The sequence below is a fragment of the Bradyrhizobium sp. 2TAF36 genome, from assembly GCF_052114925.1.
Taxonomy (GTDB): Bacteria; Pseudomonadota; Alphaproteobacteria; order Rhizobiales; family Xanthobacteraceae; genus Bradyrhizobium; species Bradyrhizobium barranii.
Genome location: NZ_JBFRFR010000130.1, coordinates 1 through 13312, shown reverse-complemented (window position 1 = coordinate 13312; position 13312 = coordinate 1). Strand labels below are relative to the sequence as shown.

The window sequence follows — 13312 nt, the reverse complement described above, 5'->3', positions numbered from 1 at the left end:
CTTCTTGCCTCGGATCGGCATCAACATCTCTTTCTGGCCCGCAGCCGCCTTGCGCGGCTTCTTGACGGGCTTGCCCGCCTTCGCCGGTGCGGTTTCGCGTCCGACGCTCTTCCGCAGCGCCTCCATCAGATCGACCACATTTTCGCCTTTGGGTCGCTCCTTCGGGCGGATGGTCTTGCCTGCGCGCTTCTGGTTGATCAGGTCGACCAGCGCGGCTTCGGGCGCATAAATGATTTCCGCGCGATATCGCCGCGACGGTCCTAGACGAAAACAAGCGTTACTAGGCGGCCAACTCCGGACATCTGAAAATGAAGACCGTTGCCCCGTTTTGGCAGCGGCCTTTCCAGTCCGGGAGGAGACGCAGGCAAAGCCCGCCCCGTTGTTAGCGGTACCGCGCGAATTCTAAGTGGTACCAACGGCACTCGGGCGCGAGGGTCAGTCGCTCTTCCGTCCGGATCATGGGCGGCGCCATGGGGGTATCGTTGACTGGGTCGTTCGTAGTGCCGCGAAGAACGCGCAAGGTGGCGGATCTTGTACCTTTGACTACGCGATCGCAATGCGCGGCCCTCTAACACTCCTCGAAGGTGGAAGTGTGATTAGCAAGGTGCCAGTCCTACACCAAGCGCAAGGGCCTGCGCGCGGTCGAAAACTGGAACGCCGTCAAGAAGCTTTTCAGCCAACCCTAATCTGCGGACCGGGCAGTGCCGAAAGGTCGTGCCCGGCCTTTTTTACGCAGGCTTACTCCAATGAAAAAAGCCCGCCTTGCGGCGGGCTTTTTTAGAGATTTGCCTCAGATCGGGGCGAGTCCGTAATAGTCGTCTACCGCCCGCGTGCGGGTCTGGTCACCCCAGTTCCAGTCATTGTCGCTCGCGTATTTCGGGGCGCCCTCCAGCTGCTGCTGGGTGATGCCGGTACGGTAGCCGCCAAGGTTCGTGTCGTATTTGAGCGACTGCCAGGGGAGCGGATAGTGTTCGTCTCCCATGCCAAGGAAACCGCCGAAACTCAAGACCGCGTATGAAACCTTGCCGGACTGCTTGTCGATCATGACGCGTTCGATCGACCCGATCTTGCTCTCATCCGGTCCATAGACCGCCGTGCCCTCAACCTTGTCACTGCCGATCAAGGTGCCCGTTTCCCGTTCCTCAGTTGCCATGACGTCCTCCATTATCGAGCCCCTGGCGCCATAACCAGGAGCCCGGGACAACGTTCCGATGGCACTACTTATGGTCGTTTAGCCGCACCGCCGGTGCAAACCACCAGCCTGCGTCTCTAAATTAGCGGACGCTGAAGTGTCATATCTTTCAAACTGGCTCTATCGTCTCGCCGGAACGGACGCGAAAGTTACGATGCGCATTTTGCAATCTCACGTAGAGTTATGGCAAACTGAGATTAGGGGAATTGTGAAGGATACAAGGTGTGCGCGGGTAGACCGCGCACACCTTGAGGGGAGCTCAAACGCCACCCCCGTTACACCCCCGTCGCGGTGGCAATACTTATCGCTCGAAGGCTTACTCACGCGCGGCGGACATTCTTCTCTTCCGCAGAGCGGCAAGAATGTCGAAGTCCTGCTTGGACACCCCGGAGGACCTTTCTGGAAGAAAAAGGATCACGGCGCCTGGACAATCCCCAAGGGTCTTATTGTTTTTGGCGAGGCTCCGCTGGGCGCAGCGAAACGAGAATTCGAGGAAGAAACGGGCTACAGGCCGGGCGGAGACTTCATTGCACTCGGGCACGCGAAGCAGCCGGGCGGCAAGTCCGTACATATATGGGCCACAGAGGATGACTGGAATCCTGAAGAGCTGAAGAGCAATACGTTTAAGATGGAATGGCCCCCTCGTTCGGGCAAGTACCAGAATTCTCCCGAGCTTGACCGCGCATCGTGGTTCGAAACAGGGGCGGCCCGCGGACGAATTCTGAAAGGTCAGTCCGTATTCCTCGACCGACTGAACGAAGTACTGTCGGCGTCGAACAGCGGGGATGCTCGCGCTAAATAAGGACCCGGACGCCGTTATCCAGCGGGAGACAGAAGCTGGTCAGGCCCTGACTGTCGTTGCTGCTTGGCCATCTTGGTGTAGATCGAGCCGACCGGACGTTTTAGTTTGCGGGCGATGAGGGAAGTCTTCATTCCAGCCTCCGCCATTTGCCTCAGCCGCCTCTCTTCATCTTCGGTCCAGGGCCGCGCCAAAAGCCGCCGCATAGTCAGGCTTCCTGCCTTATAAATTGTCTTCCATTCATCGTCGCGCCCAGGGCCGACGCGACCGCGATCAAGGCAATCTTCGCTACCTTCATCGCTGGTTTTTCTCCATACTGAACTTCGCTTGCAACCTGCTTTGAAACCAAGCGTTCCTACGTCTGCAGATGCGAGCCGCATGAGGGTGACATGAGCAAAGAACCCGCTTTGACCCCTGTGTGTACCGAAAACCCTATCCGTCTTGATGGAGCAATGGAATCACCTAAGCTGGCGGAATGATAGGGCTGCTCCTTTTCGTTTTGGCCGTCCTGGTCTCGCCATTCAAGTCGAGGTTGCGGCTTGAGGCTGAGAACGCGGTGCTTCGTCATCAGTTGAATGTCTTGAGGCGCAGGCTGCATGGTCGCGCCCGGCTGACGAACAGTGACCGCTGGTTCTTTATCCAGCTTTATCGCTGGTTTCCATCAATCCTTCAGGTTCTCACAATCATCCGGCCCGAGACGCTCGTGCGTTGGCACAGGGCCGGCTTTCGCCATTATTGGCGCTGGAAGTCGCGCTCTCCGGGAGGGCGGCCGCAGATCGAGACGGACCTGCGCGCATTGATCCGGCGGATGAGCGTCGAAAATCCGCTTTGGGGAGCACCGCGTATTCACGGCGAACTGCTCAAGCTCGGGTTCGCGGTCGCGCAGTCGAGCGTCGCCAAATACATGGTCAAACGGCGACGGCCACCCAGTCAGGGATGGCGCACCTTTCTGCGTAACCACGCGCCTGACGTTGCCGCTATGGACTTGTTTGTTGTCCCGACCATTGGCTTCGATCTGCTCTATGCCTTCGTCATCATGCGGCTCGATCGTAGAGACCTTGTCTGGATCAACGTCACAGCCAACCCGACAGCGGAGTGGGTTGCACGTCAGATAACCGAGGCCTTTCCTTGGGATGGGGCTCCGCGTTACATGATCCGAGACCGGGATCGCATCTACGGTACGGTCGTCACACGCCGACTGCGTGCTATGAGCATTCGGGACAAGCCTATTGCACCGGCCTCACCTTGGCAGAACAGCTTTGTCGAGCGGTTGATCGGATCAATCCGGCGCGAGTGTTCGGATCACCTCATTGTTTTGGGCGAGGCTCATCTGCGCCGGATTCTGAAAAACTATGCGGACTATTACAACGGCATGAGAACGCATCGATCTCTAAACAAAGATGCGCCGGTCTCACGCCCGGTTCGGCGATCCGGCTTCATAAGTTCAGACGCTCTCTTGGGCGGACTTCATCACCGCTACGTTCGGGTTTAAGTTTTCGGCACACACAACCCACGCAACGCCCACCCGTCGGATGTCGCTTATCGTGCAGTGGCGCTCTTGTGAAAGTTCTATTCTGCGCCGTTCTAAGCGGCCGTTCAGCTCATCAAGGCGATCCTCAACCTGTTTGATATTGGCTGCAACGGGAGATGCACTATCACCCTGTTCCTGTTGTTCATAGAGATCGACCATCCGCAATTGCTGTCGATTTATCAGCTCGTTTAGGCTGATTTCCATGTGTCGCGAAATGGTTTCAATTTCCTTTGTACGCTCGTTAACGATGTCAGACAGAAAAGGCTGAAGAGCCTCAGACACAAGGAAACCTTCGGCAACTGCGTCATCAAGCGTGATGTTATCCGGTACAGGCGTATTGATAGGTGCCGTCGCCAAGTCGAGCAAATAGGTCGGCTGCTTCAGCTCCATCGAACTGTCAGCATTCTGCTGCACGATAAAAAGGCGCTTGTGCAACTCGTTACCCCGTCCGTCGCGTATGGCCGCCGAAAAAACGCTTATACGCGCTGGTTTTTCGCGGTTGAGGTCGTAAAAGACGGCCCCCCTCGCGAGGTCGTCGCGCACATTCTCTTGCACGTCCTCGCGCACAGCCTCAAATAGGGGATGTCCCGGCGTCACCCACTCGGCTGTTGGTTCCTTCTTAAGCTTCTCCTTGTCGAAGACGATCTGTTTGTACTCTCGTCCAAGGCGCCCAAACCGGGGTTCCAGCCGCTCACCGGTAGGCCACAAATTTCTCGGCACGCGACCGATGCGAAACACGTCCCGGCCACGCTGCGGCTCCGTCATCGCTACTCCCGCAACCGGCGCAGCTTGAACGAAGAAGTCCTGAATAACTTCAGGCACCAGCCGCCGCTCACGAGCCTCCGCCGACTTCCCGAGGATCGCTGACAAATTCAGTTCGCGCTTCGCTAGTCCTTCGAGAGTGGAATTCGTAATGCCCTTGAAGCGTTCGGTGTCTACTTGCTCAACGATGCGTTGCTTTATCAGCTCTTCCGTCATGTTGTTCTTGGCATACATGTCGCGAAGCATTTTTTCGAGCTGATTGCCCGGAAATACATCCCCGAGCACATTAAACACCTTGCCGGTCTTATTCGGATCAAGGTCAATTTCAATCTGCTCTACGCGCTCGAAAAGCTTTTGAAGCACTCGGCCTTCGCGGGTGTTGGTCGTGACGRAGTTGAAGATCAAGCAATCCTTCTCTTGGCCGTACCTATGAATACGGCCCATGCGCTGTTCGAGCCGCACGGGATTCCAGGGAATGTCGTAATTAACCATCAACCAGCAGAATTGAAGGTTGATACCCTCGCCGGCAGCTTCGGTGGCGACGAGTACCTGACATGTTTCTCGAAATTCTCGTTCCGCATAGATCCGCGTCCCGGGCGTGTCGCGGTCGCCAATTTTCATACCGCCGTGGATTTGCGTTACGCTTAGATTCCATTCTCGCAACTTGCCTAGTGGCCTACCATCACGGCCATCGCCCACTAGAAAATCGAGGGTATCCTTATGCTCTGTAAAGATGAGGAGCTTCATATTTGGGTCTTCAAAGACTCCTCTTTCCGTCAGCAGAGCTTTGAGCCGACGGACCTTTACTTCTGCTTCCCTCTCTTCGAGGATTTTTGCCTGACGTATGAGAGCACCTAGCTCCGATATTTCCTCGCGCAAATCTGCTGGATTGTAGGACACGACCTGATCTTCGGCCTCGGCTATAAGCTCCTGCTGCTCTTCTTCGGGCAAATCGTCGAAGTCGTCTGGAAGCTTTTTGGCAATCTGCTCTTGTCGATGCTTTGCGGGATCCTCCAAAATGCGCTCACGCTTTTCCCTCATCCGTTCGAGACTGCGGCGGACGGCGTAGATGCTTGACGCGAATCGCCTTTGCAGCATGGCCATCGTAAACCCGACAGCACGGCCTCGCGCGCTGTCATCGCCAGCAGCTCGGATTGACTGGTTCTCCACATATCGGGTGAGCTCGTCATAGAGATAGTATTCGTCAGAATCGATTTCGAACTCGCTTGTTTTCACAATCCGTTTCGTGAAGAGCGCCTTTACCTTACCGGTTTCAGGATCAGGGAAAGAGACCAGTGCCTCTTTGACGCGCCTCAAATAAAACGGTGCGTCATGACGCGCCATTGCCTCTTCAAGGCTTTTCACGTCGCCATATACGTCCTTGTCGAGCAATGACAGGAAGAGACAGAAATTTTCCGGATTTCCTTTGTGAGGCGTTGCCGTCATCAAGAGATAATGATCGGTCATGGTAGAAAGAGACTCACCCAACTGGTAAGCCAAGGTCTTCTTATCGGCGCTGTTGGCCGACATTTTGTGGGCTTCGTCGACGATAATTAGGTCCCAATGGCTTCGTAGTAGTGATTCCTTCGCGTCCTCGATCCGGGAAACCCATGAAACCGAAGTGATGACTTGGTTCTTTTCTTGCCATGGGTTCGACCCGTAGTTGGCGCGGAGTACGTCGCTGCGGATTACCTCAAAGTTTTCGCGGAATTTGTCCTTTAGTTCACGTTGCCACTGGAATGACAGATTAGCCGGAGTAACGATCAGGGTGCGCTTCGCCAAGCCCCGTATTTTAAGCTCCTTGATGAGGAGCCCTGCCATTATCGTCTTGCCTGCGCCCGGATCATCGGCCAGCAAAAAGCGGATTCGAGGCAGCTTCAGGAAATAGTCGTAGACGGCCTCAAGCTGATGCGGCAGCGGATCAACACGCGCGATCGACAGCGCGAAATACGGATCGTATTCATATGCAAGACCAAGGCGCATGCCTTCGACGCCGAGACGAAAGCGAACTGGATCACCGTCGAAGGGTTCACGATCGGGCGATGCCGTGATCGTATCGAGCTGGCTTTCGTCAAGGATCGAGTCGTAAAATTTCTCGGTCCGCAAGCCCTTGCCGATGATCTTCACGAGGTTGCCCATGTCGTGCRCCATCACGACCTGCACGGATTCCGGAAAAATCGGTCCTGAGATGATGACGTTTGCCTTCAGGTCCTGCTTCTTCATTCCGATCCCCATGTCAAGGCATCGACTGCGTTCTCGGAGGCGAATGCGTTATCGTGTTGTACAAAACGACTCATGTCATCAGGCCGGGCGCTTCGATTTTGTGGATGCGCGACGGGAGCGCAATGGCTGTCTGGGGCGTGCCCCATGCCGTTCAAGAAATTCCATCACGGCCCTGCGAACGAGCCAAGCCACCGTGGCCTCGTTCTCCTCAGCTAAGGCCGTCAGCGCTGTGTGCTGAGGCTTGCTCAGTCCCACGGACAGCCGGGCAGCGACTTTCTTACCCTTCGGACGAGCCATTGTGATTCCCCCCAATGTAACCTGCACCAAAAAACACCATCGAGCAACGGCGCGAACGCACTCCAAGCTGGCCACCTAACGCACTTGATCGAGGGCGCGCTTCTGCCAACTCAGGCAGATAAGTCGGCTGCAAACGATAAGCTTTTCATAGAAACCTTTCCATAAAAAGGCTTCCACCCTGCTGGCGGCCGTTGATGTGTTCAGCCGTCGGACGTTGACCCATCCGGTGTAAATCACGATGACGGCAACGTTCTGCGTAGAAGCCCTCTCGGTCGTCGCCGCCGCGCAGCGCCGTCAACAGCTAGCGTCGCCTTCTCGCTTCAGGATGGGTGACTGTGATCGTGCTGGCATCAGGCTCGGCCGGTTCAAACCAGTTGCCCCGTTTAGTAGACATCCATAACCGTCGTGCCATTGTCCGTGTAGGTCTTTCCTTTCTCGAATTGATACATGGAAAATTCAAGATCGGCAGAGAAGGACTGCTTGCAGCGATAGGTTGGAAACTTCTTGGGCATGGGCCTCTCCTCTCAATCTGTCTCAGCGGGCTTCTTGCGACGCCCAACAGAGCCCAATCGGCGGTAAACGCTCCTATGAACCCGAAGGCTCAGCGTGGAGCCAATATTGCGGACCGGAATAGCAAAGCGTATCGATGCCTTTCGACTTGTAGCAATCCAAACGGATCTTGCTTTCCCGGGGAGCAGCTCGACCCGATCCCGACGGCCATATAACCAGACCTCTACGCTTCTCCGTTTGCTTCCAGCGCCGCTCTTTGCGGCCAAGCATTGTCTCAGCAAATTTTCGCCAGAGCGCAATTTGTTCCGGCTCCCGAAAACCCTGCCAAAAACATTCGACCTGCTTGTGGGTCTCGGTAGTCCTTTTGTACTTTAGCTCGGCATTCACAAACTCGCTCTCGCCGCTACCATTCTCGCGAACAAGCAGCAGATCGGCGACAATTTTTTCAGATTCGTTTCCTTCGGTCTGATGGGCGAGCGCGATCTCGTCTGATACAAACCAATAGGAATGACCATCGTTCAGAGCGCGCTCAATTGATGCGATTCGGCCGCCGCTTTGCAGGGCCTCCGAAATCAACCACGACTGAAGGCGCTTCTCCGGCGTGGAGCGTCGTAGGTCCCCGAATTTAGCGCGCTCCTCCTTCAACGCAGCAAGCTTATTCTGCAGGTGCAGAGCACTTTTGATCTGCGAAAATCCCAATTGGGGCGTGGCGCTGGCGCAACTGACGAGACTTATTGAGCCAACTGAGGGTCTGAGGCGAAATTGATGACGGCTAAATAGATCCCGATACATCTCCGCAATTTTGGAGAATTCGTCACTCCGGGCAAGCTTGGCGTTTTGAAGAAGGCGTTCTAGCTGGATATTCATCAGCGTCATCTATGAGGCAACTTTCCGGTCTAGATAGCGATCCACCCACCGTCCTCAGCCAAAGTAACGTTGTCAAACAACGATGGAAAGCGGTCGCGCCCAAATGTGTGGATTGGAATGAGGCGGTGAGGTGAAATAGCTGCCGCGAGTCGCTTCAGATCAGGAACACTCGCGTGCCCCGAAGTATGAATTGACTCAAAGGGTATTCCGCGCGCCCTGCAATCCGCCTGCAGCCTAGCCCCGGCCCCATCGGCCAAATATCCGTCCCACTGAGACCAGATCACACGTGCTCCGGAGAGAGCGTTGGCGCGCTCTAAGTCCGTCATCATCCACCCCCGAAACAACATGACCGAGCGGGGGCCGCTCTCGGCGAGTTGTTCGGRCCAAATCCGAAAGCCACGATAGCCATCGACCAGGGCTGCAATTCCCTTGGCTTTCAATTGAGCCCGCTGTCGTTGCGGGATATAGACCGCGAGATTTGACCATCCCGGCGCGGGCTGGGGGATATTGTCGCGCCCCGTGGCTTTCAGCACCTCGGCAGCGTAGGCGTCAACGATGAGGCTGCGACCCGTTCGCTTTGCCGCGCGATAAATCGTTGCCACACGGTCAATGTTTTGGGCTGAACAAGCGACCAAGGCGACGCCTTCGGTCTCCCCGAAGCGCGTGACGAACGTCTCCTCAAGGTTTTCCTCTGACGGAAACGTCTCGTTGTCGGACAAACGACCGAGGCTCGATCCCTCCATCAGCATGAGGTCGATGTTGCGAGGCGGATCGCTGATCAGCGCATCGAACAGCTTGTGTTTCCTGCCGTGAGCGCGGAGATCACCGGAATAGAATACGCGTTTGCCGCCGGACGCGATTTCCATGGCGTAAGCATCAAAGCCTGAATGATCCACGAGGCGCGGCGTGACGGTGAAAGGGCCGATCTGTATTGGTTTGCGATGCTCAAGATAGTGACTTGCATTCAAGGCGACAGCGTCGGGGACGAAGTCGGCGGCCGCCCGGATGATGCTCTCGGTCGCCTTCCCCATGATCAGCGGAACGGCGGGGTTGACCTTCGGCACCAAGCCCCAATGGTCCCGATGACCATGAGACAGGACGATACCGAGAAGGCTGGCGCTAACTGTGGAAAGCCCATCGACGTTGGGCAGCGGCGTGCAAGCAAGATCGCTGGCGGTCAACGGAAGACCGAGATCGAGAAGGATTCGGGCTCCCTCGCTGTCCAGCTCGATACAGGTGCCACCAATCTCCCGCGTCCCCCGATGGATTCGCAATCTCACTACGCGACCTCGCCCCCGTTCATTCCAATCTCCCTAGATTCAATCGAGGCCCCGAGAAATTTACACATTATGGAACATTTGCAAAAAATATTCGTCTGGCGAAGCACTGCTTCTGATGTCAACTAGAATGGTTGCAATGGGCGGTCAATATGAGCAAACGGATAACCTTCGCGATTGGAGACATCCACGGATGCTTCGAGGAACTTAGGTCTCTGCTCGACGCCTGCCGAAAGGGCGCAGGCGATATCGAGCACGATTTCCTCTTCCTAGGCGACTATGTCGATAGAGGGCCCGCCTCCGATGAAGTTATTACCTGCCTGATGCGAGAACAGGCCAGTGCCCCGTCGCGATTCCGCTGCCTCCTGGGCAATCACGACCATATGCTTTGCCTCGCCGCGGATCGGAGCCGCTCCGATGCCGAGCTTATGCAGTGGTGGGCGAATGGCGGCGAGCAGACGCTGGATGCCTACGGCATAGATGACCCCTCCGATCTCCCGGCGGAACACCTCGCGTGGATGAGAGCGCGGCCTCTTCAAGTTCGCGACGAGCACAGGTTGTTCGTTCATGCCGGAGTAAGACCCGGCGTTCCCTTGGAGGCCCAGTCCAAGGATGACATGCTGTGGATACGTGAGCCGTTCCTGTCCTCAAGGCTGTGGCACGGCGCTCTCGTGGTGCACGGCCATACGCCAACGGTAACGCGTGCTCCCGACGTTCACGCCAACCGCGTGAACCTCGATACAGGAGCTTGCTTCGGCGGGCCTCTTACGGCAGCGGCTTTTGGCTTCGCCCAACCGGGCCCCCTGTTCTTTGTCAATAGCGACGGCCTGAAGTTTGAACTGCGATCTGGGCCCGCAGCAATGCGAACTGCCAAGAGTACCTAGCACCGCAAACGGCGCGCCCGACCGACATGTCTGCTTCAGAAGGCTTTTAGTTTTCTCATCATCTGCGCGACTCTTCCCCGAGGAGTCCCAGCGACAGCAGGCCCGCTCGCTGAATCGAACTCGATACCTTTTCAATATCGAGGTCACAGTTGATCTAGAGGCAATCTCCGCCGCCCGCTGCAGAAAAGTGAAAGAACGCGCCGGTTCGTTTGGGCGGCGTTAGCCCCGACTCGCAGCGAGAGGCGATTTGTCTCTGCGAACCTCTACCGATATTCGTAGACGTGAGAGCGCCGTAGAGATCGCTCCGCTCGTGCCGTAAGTTATCATAGAAGCGGTACCAGAAGTACGCACTTCACTGCGATACGGAGCATCAGTCTATTGAAAAATCGGGATCTGATATGAGGCGCATTTGAGCAGAGGCAAGTGCGTCATCAGTGACGACTTGGGGACACCTTTCGCAAGCTGCGCGCCCTTCTTGGGAAAACCAGCGACACCGCGCGCGCACCTTGCAAATCGCAAAACGGTCGGAAACTCGTGGCAAGAGCTTCGCGATCTTATTCGCGAGATGGCATGTGCCCTGTTGAAAGTGCTTGCAACTCTCTTTCAAACAGGGGGCAGCAAATCGAAACACCTCCGTCGGCTGGACCGGAGCTGCTAGTGTCAGCAATTCAGGAGTAACGGCAAGCGGTGTTTCCAGGGTTCGCACGCGCGGCGCGTCGGTCGTCCCGTTCACTATACCAATCGCAAGTGCCCCGTCCCAGTCCGGTTGAGCACTCGGACAAAGCAAGTCAACCTCGTGTTTTAGGTCAGCCTTCATCCAGTCTTGCCTGAGCTTCGCTGGACGGACTGATCTATCGGAATACCACCCGCACGGATGATTACGTCCACCACAAAACCTGCCTTAACCAGATCGGTAACACCAACGTCCGCGCTTTGCTTCCCCGCGGCGCTACGAGCATCCAGCGCACGAAGTACCCCCGCGGCAGCAGCGGCAAACACGTCGTCAATTGAGACCTTATTTTCGCTCTCTGCCATGTTCAAACTCCGCCGAACGAGACAACGACTGAAAATGCTACCACTACGCGCTCTATAAGCGCAATCCCTCAGTTGCAATCTATGGCACCGGCAACTATTTCGTGGCACCGCAAACTTGCGGTGGTCCGACGAACTCAATCGAAGCTTGATGATCAACCGAATTGGTGTAGCGGGCTATGGTATCGCTAGAATAGAAGTATGCCAACCGAAACTGGTTTGGCGTTTGATTCCTGTTGTCAGGAATATCAGGCGCGATCTGAATTCTGAAAGTACCGCTGGCAAGCGGAGGACCCTGCCAGTTAAGTTGCTGGGCAGATTGAACATCCAGCGGCACGATGCGCGAGATCGCTTGAGTTTGGCTCTTCATGCATTTCGTTCGGATCGGCGCTGCTTGGGCGAAACTAGGCATCGAAAACGCCAGTACTAGCCCGAACGCGAGATAGATTCCCTTGCCGAACATCGAGATCATGCCTCTCTATTGTGGGCGAACGGCACTTTTCAGCCGCTCGATGAAAAATGACTCATTCAGGGCAGGAGATATGATTTGCTTTCTGCTGCCCAGTTGCGTTGGCCCCATGGTTACGAGCAACTCATTCGTGGTCGTGCGAGTTGCGCTCACAAGTGATGCAGGAGTAAATGCAGTAACGTTGACGAGCTTCCAGGTTGGGGTGGCGCTTCCGCCCGCAATTATCTGGAACGTGACGTGATGGGTGATCGTGTCGAAAGGTCCTCCCTTGATACCTTCAGCCAGCGTGTTGAACCCATCCCAAGCCTGTAGCGCAGCTTGCAGCGACTGATCGATGCCCAAGTTGCCAGCGATAGGCTCAGTAACCTCAGTAGTCGCAGTTATTCCATCGCAATCGAGCTGCTTTCCGACAACGTCAATTTTCTGCTGAAGCCCGAGCAGTTCATTGAACGGCAAAAAGTAAGTCATCGTCATTTCGCGGGTGCCGTCCGCTTCGAATTGTCCATTCGCAGCAAACGTAAACGGTCCCGGTGCATTTGTCGCAAGAACGCCCGGGTTCACTGCGCCCTTGTCGATGGCCCTTATTGTTAGAGCCACTTTAGCAGCCCAGGAATACAAAACCTTTCGAGCTGGATTGTTGGGATCGTACTCGTCAGCAACTGCTTTATGCATCTCGCAACGCACGTGCTCAGCAATCGCGCGCACGAACTTTGCGAAGCGCTCGTCGCTAGAATATTTAAGATCCATGATTGGAAGAATCGCGCCACAACTCGAAAGCAACAGCCATGAGCCGACCAGAACGCACGAAAGAAATGCTCTTGCTTTCACTGCCCCTAGCCCCCACCATAAACGCAGCATGCGACGATAGAGATTTTCGCGCTGCTCAAAACGCACGAAAGTACAAATCCGCCTTCTTTGCACCAAACCCTATGAAGTTAAGTCGGCCTTCGCCACTCCCTTCATCTGTTTGAGCAATCTTTAAAGCGTGCTCTAACACCGATTCACCGAGTCCAAACATCCTGCCTGCTTCGCTGATCCGCGCGAGCGAACCGGATGGGGCGCAGCGCGATGGTTGCAAATATATGCTGGTCTTGGCAGCGGGAGGATCTGAGACCGTTACGGCCATGTGTACCTGCAAAACGTTCTCTTCTATGCGCCTTTCAGAGTTTCGAAAGAACAATCGGGCTATGTGACCCGAATTCTCGACCCCACTTGCACAGAGGAATGCGGTCAGGTCCTCAACGACCTTAACCCCAACCACGAAGTACAACTTGCACACGGTGGAACCAACGGTGGAACCATTGAAGCCAATCAAGGACAACGTCATTTCCGGCAATTCAGATAGCAGCTCTTTGAGAGCACTGCCCGCAGACGGAGAACGATCAAACCTTCTTAACGCTATCGCAATTACTTCTCCGGGAGAGAGATCGCTAAAGCCAAACGGGTTGATATAGATCTTGATATAGATC

Annotated in this window: 13 protein-coding genes and 1 pseudogene; 3 read left to right on the top strand and 11 right to left on the bottom strand. The window is 55.6% G+C overall.

The window, feature by feature from the left end; translation table 11 throughout:
• Both AB4Z51_RS41550 and AB4Z51_RS41545 read right to left on the bottom strand, forming a co-directional pair.
• Nucleotides 1–219, bottom strand: a pseudogene (locus AB4Z51_RS41550) (Ku protein); the annotation flags it as partial.
• Between the two features lie 571 nt (nt 220–790).
• Nucleotides 791–1153 carry a PRC-barrel domain-containing protein gene (locus tag AB4Z51_RS41545; RefSeq protein ID WP_135216755.1) on the bottom strand — a complete coding sequence of 121 codons (363 nt, stop codon included), beginning with the start codon at nt 1151–1153 and terminating at the stop codon, nt 791–793.
• A 136-nt stretch (nt 1154–1289) separates the two neighbouring features.
• On the opposite strand from AB4Z51_RS41545, the gene AB4Z51_RS41540 reads away from it, so the two are divergent.
• Both AB4Z51_RS41540 and AB4Z51_RS41535 read left to right on the top strand, forming a co-directional pair.
• The gene (locus tag AB4Z51_RS41540; protein WP_343287567.1) at nt 1290–1994 is read left to right on the top strand and encodes an NUDIX domain-containing protein; all 705 of its coding nucleotides are present in this window, start codon (nt 1290–1292) and stop codon (nt 1992–1994) included.
• Between the two features lie 472 nt (nt 1995–2466).
• A complete protein-coding gene (locus AB4Z51_RS41535) occupies nt 2467–3483 on the top strand; it encodes an integrase core domain-containing protein (RefSeq protein ID WP_135216756.1) in 1017 nt (338 codons plus the stop codon).
• Here the strand turns inward: AB4Z51_RS41535 and AB4Z51_RS41530 are convergent.
• The 5 genes from AB4Z51_RS41530 to AB4Z51_RS41510 form a co-directional block, all read right to left on the bottom strand.
• Complete coding sequence (locus AB4Z51_RS41530) at nt 3436–6507, bottom strand: DEAD/DEAH box helicase (RefSeq protein WP_441499463.1); 3072 nt, start codon at nt 6505–6507, stop codon at nt 3436–3438. The two genes, AB4Z51_RS41535 and AB4Z51_RS41530, sit on opposite strands and share 48 nt — an antisense overlap.
• A 78-nt stretch (nt 6508–6585) precedes the next feature.
• On the bottom strand, nt 6586–6804 hold the full coding sequence (locus tag AB4Z51_RS41525; protein WP_441499462.1) for a ribbon-helix-helix protein, CopG family: 219 nt from the start codon (nt 6802–6804) through the stop codon (nt 6586–6588).
• Between the two features lie 383 nt (nt 6805–7187).
• Nucleotides 7188–7316 carry a hypothetical protein gene (locus AB4Z51_RS41520; RefSeq protein ID WP_441499461.1) on the bottom strand — a complete coding sequence of 43 codons (129 nt, stop codon included), beginning with the start codon at nt 7314–7316 and terminating at the stop codon, nt 7188–7190.
• Nucleotides 7317–7389: 73 nt separating this feature from the next.
• Nucleotides 7390–8190: a hypothetical protein gene (locus AB4Z51_RS41515; RefSeq protein ID WP_441499460.1), complete on the bottom strand. Its 801-nt coding sequence runs from the start codon at nt 8188–8190 to the stop codon at nt 7390–7392.
• A 20-nt stretch (nt 8191–8210) separates the two neighbouring features.
• Nucleotides 8211–9461: an MBL fold metallo-hydrolase gene (locus AB4Z51_RS41510; RefSeq protein ID WP_441499459.1), complete on the bottom strand. Its 1251-nt coding sequence runs from the start codon at nt 9459–9461 to the stop codon at nt 8211–8213.
• Between the two features lie 149 nt (nt 9462–9610).
• On the opposite strand from AB4Z51_RS41510, the gene AB4Z51_RS41505 reads away from it, so the two are divergent.
• A complete protein-coding gene (locus AB4Z51_RS41505; RefSeq protein ID WP_441499458.1) occupies nt 9611–10342 on the top strand; it encodes a metallophosphoesterase family protein in 732 nt (243 codons plus the stop codon).
• Between the two features lie 813 nt (nt 10343–11155).
• On the opposite strand, the gene AB4Z51_RS41500 is transcribed toward AB4Z51_RS41505, so the two are convergent.
• From AB4Z51_RS41500 to AB4Z51_RS41485, 4 genes are all read right to left on the bottom strand, one after another.
• Nucleotides 11156–11377, bottom strand: coding sequence for a hypothetical protein (locus AB4Z51_RS41500; RefSeq protein ID WP_441499457.1), 222 nt, complete (start codon nt 11375–11377; stop codon nt 11156–11158).
• Nucleotides 11378–11471: 94 nt separating this feature from the next.
• Nucleotides 11472–11846 carry a hypothetical protein gene (locus AB4Z51_RS41495; RefSeq protein ID WP_441499456.1) on the bottom strand — a complete coding sequence of 125 codons (375 nt, stop codon included), beginning with the start codon at nt 11844–11846 and terminating at the stop codon, nt 11472–11474.
• Nucleotides 11847–11852: 6 nt separating this feature from the next.
• The gene (locus tag AB4Z51_RS41490) at nt 11853–12737 is read right to left on the bottom strand and encodes a hypothetical protein (protein WP_441499455.1); all 885 of its coding nucleotides are present in this window, start codon (nt 12735–12737) and stop codon (nt 11853–11855) included.
• Nucleotides 12727–13312 (bottom strand): hypothetical protein (locus AB4Z51_RS41485; RefSeq protein WP_441499454.1); only part of this gene is annotated, 586 nt, incomplete at its 5' end. The genes AB4Z51_RS41490 and AB4Z51_RS41485, both read right to left, overlap by 11 nt.

Coding starts and splice junctions, on each gene's coding strand:
- AB4Z51_RS41515 (WP_441499460.1), bottom strand. CDS start 8,190: ATGACGCTGATGAATATCCAGCTAGAACGCCTTCTTCAAAACGCCAAG.
- AB4Z51_RS41495 (WP_441499456.1), bottom strand. CDS start 11,846: ATGATCTCGATGTTCGGCAAGGGAATCTATCTCGCGTTCGGGCTAGTA.
- AB4Z51_RS41520 (WP_441499461.1), bottom strand. CDS start 7,316: ATGCCCAAGAAGTTTCCAACCTATCGCTGCAAGCAGTCCTTCTCTGCC.
- AB4Z51_RS41500 (WP_441499457.1), bottom strand. CDS start 11,377: ATGGCAGAGAGCGAAAATAAGGTCTCAATTGACGACGTGTTTGCCGCT.
- AB4Z51_RS41505 (WP_441499458.1), top strand. CDS start 9,611: ATGAGCAAACGGATAACCTTCGCGATTGGAGACATCCACGGATGCTTC.
- AB4Z51_RS41535 (WP_135216756.1), top strand. CDS start 2,467: ATGATAGGGCTGCTCCTTTTCGTTTTGGCCGTCCTGGTCTCGCCATTC.
- AB4Z51_RS41545 (WP_135216755.1), bottom strand. CDS start 1,153: ATGGCAACTGAGGAACGGGAAACGGGCACCTTGATCGGCAGTGACAAG.
- AB4Z51_RS41525 (WP_441499462.1), bottom strand. CDS start 6,804: ATGGCTCGTCCGAAGGGTAAGAAAGTCGCTGCCCGGCTGTCCGTGGGA.